Genomic DNA, 16,229 nt, shown 5'->3' with positions numbered 1-16,229 from the left:
ATTATAATTCCGTGGAACAAAAGAGTATCAAATTAAATTAATACCAGTTATGAAGAATAATGTAATCACTTTAAATAGCAGGCCTGTTGGCAAACCTCAGCTTAGCAACTTTAAATTTATCACTGAGCCAATGCCAGTGCCAGGTGAAAATGAAGTTTTATTAAAAACACTATATGTATCTGTTGATCCTTATCTGAGAGGCAGGATGAACGATTCAAAATCATATATTCCACCCTTTGAACTCCATAAACCTATGGAATCCGGCGTTATCGCTGAAGTTCTTGAATCTAACCATACCGGATTTGTTAAAGGTGATTTTGTTTCCGGGGGCTTAGCCTGGAAAGAATTTCAAGTTTCTGCTGGAAAAGGACTTTCAAAAGTTGACCCTGAGGCAGCTCCCCTTAGTGCTTATTTGGGTGCATTAGGTATGACGGGCTTAACCGCTTACCTGGGCCTAACAGAAATCGGACAGCCTAAAGCAGGGGAAACGCTGGTTGTATCCGGAGCAGCGGGTGCGGTAGGAAGTATTGTCGGACAAATTGGTAAAATATTAGGTCTCCGGGTAGTTGGAATAGCTGGAACTGATGAAAAGACAGCACTGTTAAAGAACCGTTTTGGCTTTGATGAAGCAATCAATTACAAAACGACTAAAGATATGACAGCAGCCATTGCGGCAGCATGTCCGGATGGCGTAGATATTTATTTCGACAACGTAGGTGGTGAAATTTCGGATGCTGTGATGGTAAACCTGAACAGATTTGCACGTGTACCGGTATGTGGTGCTATCTCTTTATACAATACAACTGAGGCACAAACGGGCCCAAGATTACAACCAGTCCTGGTGACCAGAAGTGTCTTGATGCGTGGATTTATTGTCTCCGAATTTGCGGCGAAGTCTCAGCAGGCAATTACGCAGCTGGCTGGCTGGCTGAAAGAAGATAAACTAAAGTATACTGAGACTGTTGTAGAAGGGTTCGACAATATTCCAGGAGCCTTTATGGATCTTTTTGAAGGTAAGAATGAAGGTAAAATGGTCGTAAAAATCTAAAATAAATATTATGAAAGTTTTAATTGTATTAACCTCACACAGTGAATTGGGTAACACAGGTGAAAAAACCGGTTTTTGGGTAGAAGAATTTGCAGCACCTTATTATGTACTGGCAGATGCAGGTGCAGAATTAACTTTGGCATCTCCAAAAGGTGGCCAGCCTCCTATTGACCCTAAAAGTGAATTGCCTGACTTCCAAACCGAAGCAACGCATCGTTTTGATAAGGATACTGAACTGCAAGGCAGATTAGCACAAACTGTAAAATTAAGTGAGATCAATGCAGCTGATTATGATGCTGTATTTTATCCGGGAGGCCACGGGCCAATGTGGGATCTTGCGAATGATAAGACTTCTATTCAATTGATAGAAACCTTCCTTCAGCAACAAAAACCAATAGCACTGGTTTGTCATGCACCAGCAGCTTTAGTAAAAGTTAAGGCCGGAAATGGTGACCCTTTTGTAAAAGGTAAACAAGTAACAGGCTTTTCAAATTCTGAAGAAGATGCGGTTCAGCTGACCGATGTTGTTCCGTTTTTATTAGAAGACGAATTAAAAAAACTAGGCGGAGACTATAGCAAAGGTGCTGATTGGGGCCCTTATGTAAAAAAAGACGGTTTATTAATTACTGGTCAGAATCCAGGTTCTTCGGAAGAAGCAGCTTTAGAATTGTTAAAAGCACTGAAAAAATAATTGAATTTGAATTTAGGAGCATACCGTCTGCCGTTCATTCAGCAGACGGTATACTTCAATTAGCTGGATTTACCTGCCATTGGTATTAAAAAGTAAATTCTCCAATAAATACACCCCCCTTTTGTTCAGCTGATAATTGTAATGCAATTATTTTACGCTTCTGGTTTGCATTTCCGTAATTCGTATAAATCTCAGCCATAATTGTAGTTGGCCCGCTAATACTCAACTGGCTGTCCCCATAATAATTTACTTCAATTTTATAAGTCCCCTTAATTGCTTTTTTAATCATAAACTGCTCAGGCCCATATCCACTGGTAAAGTCATCACTTAACCTTCCCCCCGCTTTAGTCCGGTTATTACCGTAAAAACATTTTTCGCCATTAGGATCTGTTACCCAAAGATCTATATCGGTATCTTTTTTGTTCCAGTTCATGACCACCCTCACCTCAACCGGAAAATTAAAAATGAGACTTTTATCTATTTTCCCTGTATTCAGTTTCCCGCGGTAAAGACTGACCAGATTATTGATTTCTGCCAGGATAATTTCTTCAATTCCATGGTCACGGTTTGCATTATCCATACTGTAGCTTTGATTCAGCACAGTATATAAAGTGTCCAGTGCACGTTGATAGTAACCACAATCAGCGAGAGCCAGTGCATAATCACGATAACTTTGCGCATCCATAGGCCGCCATTCCAATACTTTATGGCTGGTAAATAATTCTGCCTTTACATTGCCCGTTTCTCTCAGTTTATAGGTTAATGTTTTATAGATTTCAGCATTCTCTAAATCCAGTTCAGTCAGGTTACTCAAAATCAGCAATGCCCTGTCAGCATCCTGATGCTGCTGAAACCAATTTGAAAGATCCAGATAAAACGAAGGCGTAGTCTGATAATCTTTTCTAATAGAAAGATATTGCTGATAAGCATCATCCGTACTGCCACTTATCTTTTTCATATACTCCTTATCACTTTTGAATTCCGGAACAATAATCACAGGTTGTTCTGCCGCCGCTCTGTCTGCAATAGCATCCGAAGCACGAGGCCTTAGTTTGCTGGTCGCTGAGGGTGAAACCACTACCGTTTCATACAACATTTGACTGGATTCGGTTCGGTTCTCCCTCTGCGGAGCATTCATTCCTCTAACGCTTATACCAGAAACTTGTCCTTGCAGTGCTTCTGCGGGTTGATCAGGTGTGGGTACTGGATCACCAGCAACCGTTTTTCTATCAGGTTTAGGGAAAAACTTCTCCGGTTTAAAAACCTTGTTCCACCATGCTTTCAATTCTACAGCCATGGCAATAGCTTCTTTCATCAAACCTTCTTTCCGGTTTTCTTTTTCCTGCACCCGGCCTTTCATTCCTTGTGCATAAGCTGCTTTTAGTTCGGCAGGAGGCTCAATTCCATACCGGATATAGTCATCGACCGATTCTAAAACCAACAAGCTGGTATTCCTGGTCACTATTCCAAACTGCTGGCCCAGTGCACTGATTTTCTCTTTATTCTGTTCATAATTCACGTCCATATCGGAGAGCTTTTTCTGTGCCCAGATTTTGCTCACTTCAATTACCCCGGCACTTTGTACCGCCGCGCTCAACTTCACTTTACGCTCCAGTGTTACGTCTTTACCGTAGCCAAATTGCAGCGTCAGGTCTTCAGCTTCCGAAGCTGCTATCCCAGCGACACTCAGATAACCATTGACACCAACTGGCAAAGCAGGGTACAATTCACTGATCCCTGGATTATTTTTGATTCCTATAAATTGCATTTCATCTTTTGCCATTTGCTGATAAGCAGCTTCCGCAGACTGTACATTCAAATTAATAAACTGTCCGCCTGTTTTGGCGCTGATATTTTTCAGTAAGCTAAAATCAGCACGTAAAGAGGAGTTAATTGTATATACAGGCTTAGTTATTGAGACTATAGCATGGCCAAAACCAGAGAAGCCATCCGTAAAAAACAAATACTCATCCGCTTTAAGCAATCCTGAATTGATTTGACTATAATCCGTACCGCCGTCATAAACCACGTGTCTCAGTTTTTCTCTCAATTCTTTCCAGTTTCCGTCCTTAATGACAAATACACCACCTTTTTTGAAAGTATTATTCAATAAACCCAATGTTATAGTTAAGTTCTTTTTTTCTTTGATTAATGCATCGAGTAAAGCCAGTTCTTTAGCCTGATCTCTTTGCAGACCGCTTAAAGATACATCCCAGATCAACCCGACCTGACTACTCCACAGGTGGGTGCGTGATGGTGCATTTACCGCCACATTGGCGAGAAAATAATAACTCTGCCCGGCTTTTTGCATTAATGCATGAACCGGAGTATCTGTAACAGGCAGATTAATCAGCAATCCATGTTCAGGAAGAAAGTCCTTTCGTTCCAGCTGCGCGATATAAGCTTTGTCTTTACGCTGAAAGTTAAAACTGCCATCAGGCTGTTCAACCATCGAAGGTTTTTCAATACTTTCCAATACACTCACTTTCAACGAAAATTCAGGAACTGCTTTTTTATAAGCTAATGGCAAATGATAACTAAGTTGCTGTGCAGGGGAAAAATGGAGTTCTTCTTCATAACTGATTTTCACTGTTCTGGAACCACCAGCAGGGAAAGGATAAATACGGGTACGGAAATTATTTCCTTCTACCTTTTCCAGTAATCCAGGGTCTATTCTCCGGTGTTCTACACTTTCAAAAACTTCTGTAGCCCGCGCTTTTTCTACGGGTACTGCTTCCCGCATTTTACCATTGATGTCCAGTGCGTACCCGCTTATACTTACGCCCCCGGGCATTGGAAAGGTAAGTTCTCCTTCCAGTGTACGGGAACTGGTATTTATAAATGACATGGTCATCACTGTAGTTGCAATGTTTCCGTAAACCTGTACCTCGATATGCATTGATTTCAGGCGGACTGCTTTGAGTACAGCCGGATCGGTTGTTCCTACAACTTTAAGCTGAGGGGTTTGTGCATAACCCGCAGAAAATTGTGTTACAAAAAGTAATAAGGACAGGAACAGCGTCTGAAAAATAGATTGTAATTTCATAATGTAGTTTTTATTCAGATGCAGATAAGGCGGATATTCCATAATAGAAGGTATGGAATATCTTTTTCTAAACATTTCTGATAGAATGCTGTTACTTAGATATATCAACAAATTAAAAGGAATGGGATTATTAAAAACAGCGTTAATTGGAGCCGCAGTTTACGGTGCAATTAAATATATAACAAAGAAAGATGCCTTTGGCAGATCTATAGTTGACGATCTTCAGGACAAAGCTCCTGAATGGGTTGATAAAGCAAAACGCTTTAAAGACGATATAGAACAGAAATATAATTCAGAGCTTGATCCTTATACGGAAGTCAAGCCATAAATAAAGACTGTGTGTAATCATGGCCGGAAGAAATTCCGGCCATTTTTATTAGTTATAGTGTTCTCTTTCAAATGCTTTCCATTTGGCAATCATAAAAATTTTAAAACGTTCAGGTATCCCTGCTTCATATTTCATCGTTCCTGGAATTTCCTCCCCGACATTTACTGAAGTCGTCCCTCTGATCACATATTTATTTTTATACTCCAGCATAATCAATTTCATTACTTTATTGTCAACCCCGCCTGTACAGGTTAAATGATAAGCGAAGGTACATTCGGCAATTCCATCACCATTCAGGTCGGTAATAAACAAAGCACCGGGAATAAATCTGGTCACAATATCTACCGGGCATGAACTGATCTGATCATTCACAGTAGCCACCTTATTCCAATCGGCACCAGTTTTCACATAATGATAAACATGTAATTCCGCATCTCTGTTATCTTCATATTCAGCCGAATCTGCTGAAGCAAACTCACCGGTTTCGGTTAGCAGCAAAAGATTGTCCCCTAATTTATCTTTCCAGCCCATAATTTTAACAGGTTTTCCTTTATAAGTTATAGCGGCAGGCAAAGCTGTGGCTTTCAACGTATCACTTTTAATTTCGCCCGAGGCTGTCTGATCAGCATTAATACCAGTACTATCGACGCTGGCACCGTTCTTATTTTCAGCATTTTTGGATTGGCTGCAAGAAAACAATAAAAGGGTAAATACTAAAACAACACTGACACGCAGGCCAATGCTCAAAAATGAAGAAAGCGGTCTGTTCATAAACAGTAAAGCTAGTCTATTTAATAATTAACTGATGCTTTAACTCATCCTTTTCTATCGAGATGCCCAGTGAGATTGCAATCGCTTTGAACAGCGCATCTTCCGAGCTCACAGAGAAAGTACCTGAAAGTCTTTTATCACCAATTGATTTATCTTTTAAAATTGTTTGATAACCATAGTTATCTTCAATGAGCGTTAAAACTTTGGAAAGCGGCATATTGTCAAAATGCAGTTCTCCATTTTTCCATGCGGCAATATCCGATGCCTGTACCTTAGTTTTCACCAGCGCAGTTTTACGTCCCAGGTATTCACCCATTTCTCCTGGCTGAAGATTGATCTCCGAATCCTGGATACCTGCTACTCCAAGTCTGACCTTTCCTGTAAGCAAAGCAACTTTCACAAGATTCCTTCTGTTGTTGACATTAAAAGAAGTACCCAGTACCTCTACATTCAGCTTTTGAGCATGTACAATAAACTTTTCAGCATCTTTTATTATTCCTGACTGATGTAAATGATTCACTTTAAAAAAGGCCTCCCCTTCTATCCACACTTCCCGGATAGCTGTCTTATCCCAATTTTTAGAATATTGTAATTTAGAATTGGCATTTAGCGTAACTACGGTACCATCCGGCAAACTAAAGGTCCTGATCTGTCCGTATACCGTACTGATTTCCTGTTTTTGATACTTCGTAAAATAAAATAAAGATAAGATAGAAATCATCCCGATCAGCAATACCGCCGCCGCTGCACCCAACCAGAGAGAAAAAGACCTTCCTTTTTTCACAGGACTGGTTTTGACTTGCAATTCAATACTTTTCCATAGCAATTGCTGTTCATTTAAGTCCATGCTTACACTTTGAATACGCATAGCTAAAATAATCTCCCTGGCGTCACTGATTAATGGTTTGCTTTCAGGATATTCCTCCTGCACCCGCTGCCAGAATAAGTTCAGTGCATCATCCGGTAAGGTAACCCATGAAATAAACTCCGGATCATCTATAAAATCTTCAAGTTGATAAGTATTAACTTTTTTTGATTGCTTCATAATCCAGGTTTTCAATCCTATTAGCTCAGTATTTCATTTTTTACCCCACGCCAGGCACAACTTCATCAACAAAAACAACAAACAACTGATTATCAGGTAAATAATTTCATATAAAATAAAGACAGTAAAATCAAGAATTCATCTTTTGATAGGTTCTCTCGTAAAAACCCTATTGACCTGGCCATTAGCTTATACGTCGCCTTTACAGAAATCCCCATTACCCCGGCAATTTCATCATAAGACAAATTTTCATAAAACTTTAAAAAGACGGCCTCTTTTTGTCTGTCAGTAAGCTTTTGTAAAGCAGGCTCTAATCTTTTTTTAAGCTCTTCTTTTTTCTCCCCTTCTACAAGAATATCTTCAATACTCAAAGTGATTGAAAACGGATAGTCTTCTGTTTCCACATACTCCTGATGTTTTTGAAGAAGACTTATCTTTTTAAAAACGGAAAGTCTGAACGATTTAAAAAGATAATTTTTGACATCGGCAGGATTGCTGATAAAATCTCTTCTGGTCCAGATATTTACAAACAATTCTTGTATACATTCTTTAATCAGATCCTTATCAAGACTAAACTTTGAACCATAATTATATAAAGAATTTGAATACAGCTTATATAACGACTCCAATCCATCTGCATTTCCATTTTTCAATAACAACCAGTGCTCCTTTGCCGATGCTGGTTGTTTAGGATGTTGTGTGACCAAAGTTTTTTTTCGCTATGATACTAAATTTATTTAAAAGCTGGTTAATTCAATTGATAAATTGTTGTTAAAACCTCCGGACATCACAAATAACTAAACAATACACCATGATTATTGCTTACATTTGAGTATATAAACCCCGTTCTCTCCGATAATTTTCTACCATGGCTATAAATTCCGATAAGCAATATATTATAGCCATTGGTGCATCTGCCGGTGGTCTTGAAGCAATCTCTTCATTCTTTGACTATACCCCTTTAGATGCAGTATCTTATATTGTTATCCAACATCTTTCTCCTGATTTTAAAAGTCAGATGGCACATTTGCTCAGCAGGCACAGTAAGCTGCATATTGTAGAAGCAACAAATAACATTAAAATAGAATCTAATAAGGTATATCTGATACCAAGTTCTGATTTTATGCAGATTAAAGATGGCAGGCTTATTTTATCTGATAAAAAAGATAAGTCGAGACCTCATATGACAATTGATCATTTCTTCATTTCTTTAGCAAAAGAACAAGGAAATAAAGCCATAGCGGTCATCTTATCCGGAACTGGAAATGATGGGACAAAAGGAGCAGAAGCTATCAGAAAATCTGGTGGCATTGTGATCGTTCAGGATCCTGCTACGGCTGCCTATAAGGCAATGCCACTGGCAGCAATTGCTGGTACAATCGCAGATAACATACTACCTCCCAAAGACATGCCTAAAGTCATCGAGGATTATGTAAATAAAGGAGAACTACGGGAATTATCCCTTCCCACAGAGCCAGAGATCAGCGAAAAAGGGCATCTGGAAATCATTAAATTGATCAAAGATACCCTACCCTTTGATTTTACAAATTATAAGCACCCCACTATTTTACGCAGGATCAAAAGGAGAATGGAGCAGCAGCATATGGATGATGTAGCAAAATATTACATTTTCTTGCAGCAAAATCCCGAAGAAATAGAATTGCTGGCAAATGATTTCTTAATTGGGGTCACTTGCTTTTTCAGAGATCCTGATGCCTTTGCAATTATCGAAGAAAAAGTAATCACGGATATAGTTAACAATAAAAACCCCGGTGATACTATTAAAATATGGGTTGCAGGCTGTGCAACTGGTGAAGAAGCCTATTCTCTGGCTATATTACTAAGAGAATATTTAGATAAAAAACAACAGCAGACAGAGGTAAAAATATTTGCAACAGATATTAGCAAATCTTCTTTGGAATTCGCTTCAAAAGGAGTTTACACCCAAAACCTCATCAAAGGTATCAAACCTGACAGGTTGAGGTTCTTCGACCGTGAAGGAGAACATTATAAAATTAAACCAGAAATTAGGAAAATGCTCATTTTCGCGCATCATGATCTGGCTAAAAACCCTCCGTATTGTAATATTGATCTGATCAGCTGCCGTAATCTATTAATTTACATGAATGCTTCTTTGCAGAAAAAGGTATTCTCGATGATGTATTTTGGCTTAAAAAAAGATGGGTACCTATTTTTAGGCCCAAGTGAAAGTGCTGCAGTCCTGCAAAACAACTTTTCGGAAATCAGCAACAAATGGAATATACTCAAACGCAATAAAAATGGAAGTACGATCCGATTTGATATATTCCCATCTCCCGTTATTGAAGGAATAAAAAACACTACAATGGAAATCAGCAAAAAAGCTATAGCCCCTTTATCAAAAATAGCTGCAACAGATGAAATCAATAAAGCTCTGCTGGAGGAATCAGGATTCAGAGGCGTTTGTACAGATGAAAATTTAAAGGTGATTTACTCTTTTGGTGATCCGGCAGTTTATCTTAAAAATGAACTTTTCAACTTTGATCTGAATGATCTGATACCTGATCACCTGGCGATTTCTTTTAAGGCAGCTGCCCATAAATCACTGAAGCTGAATCAGAGGGTCATACTCAAAAACCTTGAATTTGAGATTAAAGATGAACCAGTAAAACATATCGTTGATCTGGTGATTAAACCCTTCATCATTAGTAAATCAAAAACACAATTGTTATTGGTTTTATTTTTAGACAAGAAAAATAAGAAAGACGCAGAAAGTCATGTATTGGATAATAACATTTCCCAGTTGACCACAGAATATGTAACTAACCTGGAAAATGAGCTTGCAGAAGCAAAACATCAGCTGGAAGTAGCACACGACTGGATTGCTTCTTCAAATGAGAATATACAATCTTTTAATGAAGAACTTTTATCTGCCAATGAAGAAATGCAAAGTTCGAATGAAGAATTGCAATCCTTAAATGAGGAATTACAAACGATTAACAAAGAACAACATCATACCAATGCAGAACTCGCAGAACTAAACGATGATCTGAATAATTATTTCCGTAGTAATTCAAATGGGCAATTATTTGTAGACCACGATTTACTGCTTAAAAAATTCTCACCAGCAGCAGTAGAACATATTAACATCCGCGATAGCGATATTGGACGTCCATTGAGCAATATTACTACAAATATTAAGATGGATGGCTGGATAGATGATATCAAAAAAGTAATGCTCAACAACAACCCTGTCGTACGGGAAGCCAGATCTGAAAAAGGTAAAATCTACCAGATTATGACGATGCCCTATATCAGGAAAAACAGTACAAAAGCAGGTGGAGCAATCATCAGCTTTTATGATATCACAGAATTAAAAAGTTTATCTTCCAAAATAGTAATCAGCAATGAAGATTTGTTAAAAAAGAATGAAGAAATCTTAACAATCAATGCTGAACTTCTGGAACGCAATGAACAATTAAACAACTCCAAAAGATATACGGAGGAGATTTTCAATACGATACATGATCCTTTGCTTATCCTGGATAAAGATCTTAAGGTATTACGCGCATCCGAAGGTTTCTTCCACATGTTTAAAGTAAAAGAAGAGGAAACCCAAGGTGTATTTTTATATGAACTTGGCAATAAACAGTGGGATATCCCTGCCCTGCGTAATCAGTTACAGATTATTTTACCAAAAGAAAGCCATTTTAAAGCTTTTGAAGTTGATCATGTATTCCATCTGATCGGACGCAGAATTATGCGGCTCACTGCCAGACAATTTGATACCCATACCCATGAAAAACTAATCTTACTGGCTATACATGACATCACAGATAAAAGGAAAGTAGAAGAAGGGCTTGCTGAAGCAGAGCGGCTATTGGAAGAAAGTAAAGAAAGATTACATTTTGCCATTGAGTCTGCGGGTATAGGCGCATGGGATTTTAACCCCCTAACCAATGAACTGATCTGGGATAACCGCTGCAAAGAATTGTTTGGTCTTGCACCGGCAGATTATGTGACTCAATCATTTTTCCTCGAGCATATTGCTCCTGAAGACCGTGCAATGGTGGAACAAAAAATGGATGAGGCTTTAAAAGGTGTAGCTGATGGAGAATTTAACACTGAATACCGTTCTTTTGGATCAAAAGATCAAAAGCAGCGCTGGATAAAATCAAAAGGTAAAGCTTATTTTAATAATCAAAACGAAGCTACCCGTTTCATTGGAACTGTACTGGATATTTCCAGTGAGAAAACTCAGGAAGAAAATATTAAAGAACTATTATTGAAAAAAGACGAGTTTATCAGTATTGCAAGTCACGAGTTAAAGACGCCTATAACCAGTCTTAAAGCAGCTTTGCAATTGCTGACACGGATGAAAGATAATCCATCACCTACCATGTTCCCAATTCTGTTAGCCCAGTCTACAAGAAGTATGGAAAAGGTGACCAGCCTGGTTGATGATTTATTAAATGTAACACGCCTCAACGAGGGACAGATCCAATTGAATAAATCTACATTTAATATAGCTGCCTTGCTAAACGCTTGTTGCACCCATGTGAGAGCAGATGGTAAACATGAAATCATTGTACAGGGTGATTCAGCTATTGAAGTCTATGCAGATGAAAACAGAATAGACCAGGTTGTGGTCAACTTTGTTAATAATGCAGTTAAATATGCCCCGCTTTCCAAAAACATTTACATATTCATAGCCAAAGAGAATGGGATAACCAAAGTGTCTGTAAAGGACGGAGGCCCCGGTATTCCTGAAGAAAAAAGACTTCATCTATTTGACAGGTATTACCGTACAGATTACCAGGGAGGACAATATTCCGGCCTTGGTTTAGGCCTTTATATCTGTTCAGAGATCATTAAACGCCACGGAGGAAGTATAGGTGTAAACAGCGAGGTTGGTAAAGGTTCTTCTTTTTGGTTTACATTACCCTAAGATAACAATTTACCTTGTTACTACAGGAATCAGGTTTATGATATCCTTTTTTAGGTTTAATTAGTTTAAAACTTTTCGTCTTTTCAACTTTATTACTAGTGTCAACCTGATTTACAGTAGTCAGATTTGAATAAGCCAGCCCAATTACACTATCAAAGGTAAAAGAATCGGTAGTTTGTTTGCATCCCGCACTGATAAACATAACTATAGCAAATAACATCAGTAAAAGTCTCATAATATTATATAAATATTTATTGTTCAATAAATATTTATATAATAAACTGCAATAAGAAATTTAATACGCCAACTACCATTTAACTTACATCAACTTAACGTTAATGTCAAAAAAACAGATTTCTTTATGATTTTCAGGAAACTGGAACAGCCTTCATACCGAGTATGTCAGTGGCAAAGCTGAAAGTCTTCGTCTCTACAGCCTGCACCCCTTTACTTAGTAATGGAGAAGCAATTACATGGGTACCGGCTTCAGGAATTGCCGATTTTATTTTAAGCGCAGCAGGTGTACCTAATTCATCAAACATCTTTAACATTGCATCTACCCTTACAGTTTTATCCTGGTGCTGTTCATCTTTATAATAGTATAACATCAATACCGGTTGTTTAACCAGCTGGTAGGTTTGCTTTGTATTAGATGTTTCTATAAATTCCTGTAATTGCGGAACAGCTTCCAGACGATACTGGCTATACCAGTACTGAATTACTTTTGGATCTGTATCAGCACTTTTTTTCGAATACATACCGCCCATTACTTTTCGGATCAGCTGAAGTCCCCAGGGCTTATTAGTTAACCAGGCAGAACCATCATTGATGGCAATATTAGGAGAATAAAGAATTACTCCCTTAATTTCAGGGAAGTTTGCAGCTAACCTCAGCGCCAGTGCACCTCCGGTAGAAGTTCCCATGATGATCACTTTTTTACCCAGTTTTTTACCAATCGCATAAGCTTCCAATGTAGAAGCCCATAGTTTTTCTGGTGTAAACTCAAGCATGGCGTCCGCGCCTTTCAATCCATGCCCTGCCAACCGGCTCAGGTAAAGATTACATCCGAATTTTTTAGCAAACTCGCGGTGCACAGGCTCACCTTCCCCCTGGCTTGCAGTGAATCCATGCAGATAGATTAACACATATTCAGTCTGCGCTTTATGTGTACTGTCAGCCCAGACAATTCTCGCCTCATTATCGGTTTTTACAGGGAGCTTTGCTTCCCTTTGATTAATATAGGTATCCAGCTCCGTAAGCTGACCCGGCACTTCTGGTAATGTATTTACATAAACAGGAGTAACAGGCTTAGGGCCTGAAAAATAAACAACTACCAGCAGAAGTATCAGCACTCCCAGACCTATAAGAATTTTCATAACAAGCGTTTTGTGACTGTACCAAAATTAGCATTTTTAATTTATTATAATTAAACCTGTCAGATATAGTGACAATTAATTATACTTGTTTAATTAACTTAGAATTATCAACAATTATCATCTCACGATCAATGAACCAAAAACCATCTAGTGCATTTATAGGAGCTTCCTGGGTAGCTTTAATGGTAGGATTCGCAGCCTATAACATCGGCCTTTTCAATGCCACAATGTTGTTGAACGAAAAAGGATATTACTTTACCATCCTGATTTTAGGCGTCTTTGCCGCTATATCCGTACAAAAATGTGTACGTGACCGCCTGGAAGGAATTCCGGTAACCAATATTTATTATGGAATAGCCTGGTTCTGTACCATGCTTTCACTTGCACTACTATCAATAGGTTTGTGGAACGCAACATTGGCTTTAAGCGAAAAAGGATTTTATGCGATGTCATTTGTATTAACAATCTTCGCAGCTATTGCTGTACAGAAAAATACCAGGGACAGTCTTGGTGCTGAACCTAAAACACCAAACGAAACCACTAATTTCTAATTAAAAAGACCTGAATCGTATATAGGTTTTGTGTTCCTTTATACGATCCAGGTCTTCTTTTTAAGAATAGCCTGTCTGTTAAACCGATTCCTTCAATGTGGTAAAATACCGTCTGTGATAGTTGATCTGACCGGTATGATAAGATAAATGGGCCAAAAGATGTATCAAAACATACTCAACAGTCTGCTCCTCATTAACCAGCTTTATTTCCGCAGGATAAGCTGCGTTTAAACCTTGAGCTGTCACGGTGGAAATTGCATCCCCAATCACCGTTGACAATTGATCAAATTCCACAATCAGCTCTTCTTTGGTAAATAAGCGGTCGTTAAATTCTGCATCCCGGTTTCTTTCATAATCAAGCTGTCCAAAAGGATTACCTATAAAGGTTTTCAGGTTACCAATCAGATGTTGTAATAAATTACCGCCCGAATTAGCCGTTCCTGGTAATACTTCCCATAATGACTGATCATCCGGATACTTTTTCAGTTCCTCAGTAACTCTGACGATATCACGTTTATATAATTGCGTATAAAATTCAGTATTCATTTTTATTATTTTTAAAACAGGACGTCCTGTAAATCCGGATTCTTATCAAAAACACTTTTTGCAAAGGGACATAAAGGAAGAATTTTAACCCGTTTAGCCCTTGCATATTGCACAGCCTCCAATACCAGTTTCTTGCCTACCCCTTTTCCTGAAAAATCAGGGCTTACTTCAGTATGGTCTATAATAAGCTTGTCCGGCCCCGCCCATACATAAGTCATTTCCCCTGCTACTTTACCATCTTCTACGGCTTTAAAAAGCCCCTTTTTCTCTTCATTAATCTGTTCAATATCCATCTTGTCCGTGTTTATCAGAAGTTATTTATTTAATTGACAACTCTAAGGCCTGATTTGTTTGCCCTGTTCCGGAAGAGGAACGAACTCAGCTTCTCCCGGAACCGCAGGGAATGACTGTTCCAGCCATTTGGTTTTTGCCTGTTCGATCCGTTCTCTGCTGGAGGCCACAAAATTCCAGTAAATAAATCTTTCTTCAGGAAATGGTTCTCCGCCAAAGATATATACCGTTGTATTTTCGTGCATTTCAAATTCACAAAGCTGGCTGTCTTTAGCAATCAGGATCTGTTTTGGCCCATAAACATTTCCCTCACTTTCAATTGCACCTTCCAGGATATACAGTGCACTTTCGCCATAAAGAAATTCACCAATTTTAACAGTCTGCCGGGTTGTTGTCTTCAGTTCCAGAAAATAAAGCGGGCTGAAAACAGGCACCGGAGATTTTTGACCAAAGGCCTCTCCCGCTATTAGTTTAAAAGAAACCTCACCAGACTTCCAGACCGGCATTTCATTTTCTTCTATATGATAAAATTCAGGAGCCATTTCTTCCTTATCTTTTGGAAGTGCTACCCAAATCTGAAGTCCATGCAACATTTTATCAGAATGGCGCAAATAACCCGGTGTACGTTCCGAATGCACAATCCCACTGCCTGCGGTCATCCAGTTTACCTGACCAGGTTTAATTTCCACCTCGTTACCTAAACTATCTTTATGCATAATACTGCCTTCAAAAAGATAAGTTAATGTCGACAGGCCGATATGCGGATGAGGAGGTACGTCCAGGTTTTCATGATCACTTAAACACACCGGGCCCATGTGATCAATAAAAGAAAACGGGCCTACCATTCTTTTCTCGCGGAAAGGTAAAAGCCTGCCTACCATAAAATTGCCAATATTGCTTGCTCTTTCTTCTATTATCAGTTTAATATTTGACATCTTGACTATTGTTTTTTAACAGAACTAAGATAGGATTAATTGCTTCCTCCAGAATCCTAAACTATAATTCTTTTCTGATACGGCTTAATTGAGTCGGCGTAATTCCGAGGTAAGAGGCTACATGATGTTGTTTAAGCCGCTCGTTCAGACCAGGATACCTGATCATAAAATTGAGATAACGTTCTCTGGCATTTTGATATTTTATTGTAATTTCCAAAACTTCCTTCTCCACAATCCAGTGTTTTTCCATGTATTTAATATAGAACATAGCGAGATCAGGAAATCTTTGGGTCAACTGCCGGAAAGAAGAGAAATCATATTCCAGCACTTCTGCATCTTCAAGCGCACAGATATTGAACAGGCCAGGCTGCTTTTGAAGCATGGCCGAGGTGGAAGCAACAAATGAGTTTTCAGCAAAAAACTTCTTAATGACGATGGTACCTTCCTCAGTTGTATAATAGTAAGAGAAAAGACCTTTTTTAATAAAAGCAACTGTTTTGGGAATACTGCCCTCCCTGAGCAGAAATCCGTGTTTTGGAATAGTTTTATTGCGCACTATTTTGACAAGCTCTGCTATACACGCCGCAGATAACGGCGCGTAACTATTTAATGCTTTAACGAATGAATCCATCCTTGTATTTACGAAATACAAAGGTGGTATTTTCATCCGGAAT

14 protein-coding genes are annotated in these 16,229 nt (G+C 38.7%); 5 read left to right on the top strand and 9 right to left on the bottom strand.

What is annotated here, in order from left to right; translation table 11 throughout:
• The first annotated feature begins 49 nt into the window (after nt 1–49).
• Nucleotides 50–1,048 (top strand): NADP-dependent oxidoreductase, encoded by a 999-nt coding sequence (locus tag HDE70_RS02185; protein ID WP_183867674.1) that lies wholly within the window; start codon nt 50–52, stop codon nt 1,046–1,048.
• Between the two features lie 10 nt (nt 1,049–1,058).
• Nucleotides 1,059–1,739: a type 1 glutamine amidotransferase domain-containing protein gene (locus tag HDE70_RS02180; protein ID WP_183887782.1), complete on the top strand. Its 681-nt coding sequence runs from the start codon at nt 1,059–1,061 to the stop codon at nt 1,737–1,739.
• Nucleotides 1,740–1,824: 85 nt separating this feature from the next.
• On the opposite strand, the gene HDE70_RS02175 is transcribed toward HDE70_RS02180, so the two are convergent.
• Nucleotides 1,825–4,785, bottom strand: a complete 2,961-nt coding sequence (locus tag HDE70_RS02175) for a VIT domain-containing protein (protein ID WP_183887780.1) — start codon at nt 4,783–4,785, stop codon at nt 1,825–1,827.
• A 52-nt stretch (nt 4,786–4,837) separates the two neighbouring features.
• On the opposite strand from HDE70_RS02175, the gene HDE70_RS02170 reads away from it, so the two are divergent.
• Entirely contained in the window at nt 4,838–5,113 is a 276-nt protein-coding gene (locus tag HDE70_RS02170) for a YtxH domain-containing protein (protein WP_260159875.1), read from the top strand.
• A 48-nt stretch (nt 5,114–5,161) separates the two neighbouring features.
• Here the strand turns inward: HDE70_RS02170 and HDE70_RS02165 are convergent, their stop codons facing one another.
• The 3 genes from HDE70_RS02165 to HDE70_RS02155 form a co-directional block, all read right to left on the bottom strand.
• The gene (locus HDE70_RS02165) at nt 5,162–5,884 is read right to left on the bottom strand and encodes a M949_RS01915 family surface polysaccharide biosynthesis protein (RefSeq protein ID WP_183887778.1); all 723 of its coding nucleotides are present in this window, start codon (nt 5,882–5,884) and stop codon (nt 5,162–5,164) included.
• Between the two features lie 16 nt (nt 5,885–5,900).
• A complete protein-coding gene (locus HDE70_RS02160) occupies nt 5,901–6,929 on the bottom strand; it encodes a FecR family protein (protein ID WP_183887776.1) in 1,029 nt (342 codons plus the stop codon).
• Between the two features lie 92 nt (nt 6,930–7,021).
• The gene (locus HDE70_RS02155; protein WP_183887774.1) at nt 7,022–7,636 is read right to left on the bottom strand and encodes an RNA polymerase sigma factor; all 615 of its coding nucleotides are present in this window, start codon (nt 7,634–7,636) and stop codon (nt 7,022–7,024) included.
• A 161-nt stretch (nt 7,637–7,797) separates the two neighbouring features.
• Between HDE70_RS02155 and HDE70_RS02150 the strand changes: the two genes are divergently transcribed.
• Complete coding sequence (locus HDE70_RS02150) at nt 7,798–11,856, top strand: chemotaxis protein CheB (RefSeq protein ID WP_183887772.1); 4,059 nt, start codon at nt 7,798–7,800, stop codon at nt 11,854–11,856.
• A gap of 368 nt (nt 11,857–12,224) precedes the next feature.
• Here HDE70_RS02150 and HDE70_RS02145 read toward each other — a convergent pair whose 3' ends face one another.
• Nucleotides 12,225–13,232: an alpha/beta hydrolase gene (locus HDE70_RS02145; protein WP_183887770.1), complete on the bottom strand. Its 1,008-nt coding sequence runs from the start codon at nt 13,230–13,232 to the stop codon at nt 12,225–12,227.
• A gap of 131 nt (nt 13,233–13,363) precedes the next feature.
• Here HDE70_RS02145 and yiaA point away from each other — a divergent pair, with 131 nt between their 5' ends.
• The gene (gene yiaA / locus HDE70_RS02140) at nt 13,364–13,783 is read left to right on the top strand and encodes an inner membrane protein YiaA (protein ID WP_183867682.1); all 420 of its coding nucleotides are present in this window, start codon (nt 13,364–13,366) and stop codon (nt 13,781–13,783) included.
• A gap of 78 nt (nt 13,784–13,861) precedes the next feature.
• On the opposite strand, the gene HDE70_RS02135 is transcribed toward yiaA, so the two are convergent.
• The 4 genes from HDE70_RS02135 to HDE70_RS02120 form a co-directional block, all read right to left on the bottom strand.
• Nucleotides 13,862–14,329: a DUF1572 family protein gene (locus HDE70_RS02135; RefSeq protein WP_183867683.1), complete on the bottom strand. Its 468-nt coding sequence runs from the start codon at nt 14,327–14,329 to the stop codon at nt 13,862–13,864.
• An 11-nt stretch (nt 14,330–14,340) separates the two neighbouring features.
• A complete protein-coding gene (locus HDE70_RS02130; protein ID WP_183867684.1) occupies nt 14,341–14,622 on the bottom strand; it encodes a GNAT family N-acetyltransferase in 282 nt (93 codons plus the stop codon).
• A 42-nt stretch (nt 14,623–14,664) separates the two neighbouring features.
• Nucleotides 14,665–15,555, bottom strand: coding sequence for a pirin family protein (locus tag HDE70_RS02125; protein WP_183887767.1), 891 nt, complete (start codon nt 15,553–15,555; stop codon nt 14,665–14,667).
• Between the two features lie 61 nt (nt 15,556–15,616).
• Nucleotides 15,617–16,222, bottom strand: a complete 606-nt coding sequence (locus HDE70_RS02120) for a Crp/Fnr family transcriptional regulator (protein ID WP_221301998.1) — start codon at nt 16,220–16,222, stop codon at nt 15,617–15,619.
• Nucleotides 16,223–16,229 lie beyond the last annotated feature (7 nt).

This window comes from Pedobacter cryoconitis, assembly GCF_014200595.1.
Classification (GTDB): domain Bacteria; phylum Bacteroidota; class Bacteroidia; order Sphingobacteriales; family Sphingobacteriaceae; genus Pedobacter; species Pedobacter cryoconitis_C.
Note: the sequence above shows the minus strand (reverse complement) of the source record. Positions and strands in the feature narration are given on the sequence as shown.

Excerpts from the sequence above, each read along its gene's own strand:
- HDE70_RS02185 (WP_183867674.1), top strand. The coding sequence starts at position 50 with ATGAAGAATAATGTAATCACTTTAAATAGCAGGCCTGTTGGCAAACCT.
- HDE70_RS02180 (WP_183887782.1), top strand. The coding sequence starts at position 1,059 with ATGAAAGTTTTAATTGTATTAACCTCACACAGTGAATTGGGTAACACA.
- HDE70_RS02175 (WP_183887780.1), bottom strand. The coding sequence starts at position 4,785 with ATGAAATTACAATCTATTTTTCAGACGCTGTTCCTGTCCTTATTACTT.
- HDE70_RS02170 (WP_260159875.1), top strand. The coding sequence starts at position 4,838 with ATGGAATATCTTTTTCTAAACATTTCTGATAGAATGCTGTTACTTAGA.
- HDE70_RS02165 (WP_183887778.1), bottom strand. The coding sequence starts at position 5,884 with ATGAACAGACCGCTTTCTTCATTTTTGAGCATTGGCCTGCGTGTCAGT.
- HDE70_RS02160 (WP_183887776.1), bottom strand. The coding sequence starts at position 6,929 with ATGAAGCAATCAAAAAAAGTTAATACTTATCAACTTGAAGATTTTATA.
- HDE70_RS02150 (WP_183887772.1), top strand. The coding sequence starts at position 7,798 with ATGGCTATAAATTCCGATAAGCAATATATTATAGCCATTGGTGCATCT.
- HDE70_RS02145 (WP_183887770.1), bottom strand. The coding sequence starts at position 13,232 with ATGAAAATTCTTATAGGTCTGGGAGTGCTGATACTTCTGCTGGTAGTT.
- yiaA (WP_183867682.1), top strand. The coding sequence starts at position 13,364 with ATGAACCAAAAACCATCTAGTGCATTTATAGGAGCTTCCTGGGTAGCT.
- HDE70_RS02135 (WP_183867683.1), bottom strand. The coding sequence starts at position 14,329 with ATGAATACTGAATTTTATACGCAATTATATAAACGTGATATCGTCAGA.
- HDE70_RS02130 (WP_183867684.1), bottom strand. The coding sequence starts at position 14,622 with ATGGATATTGAACAGATTAATGAAGAGAAAAAGGGGCTTTTTAAAGCC.
- HDE70_RS02125 (WP_183887767.1), bottom strand. The coding sequence starts at position 15,555 with ATGTCAAATATTAAACTGATAATAGAAGAAAGAGCAAGCAATATTGGC.
- HDE70_RS02120 (WP_221301998.1), bottom strand. The coding sequence starts at position 16,222 with ATGAAAATACCACCTTTGTATTTCGTAAATACAAGGATGGATTCATTC.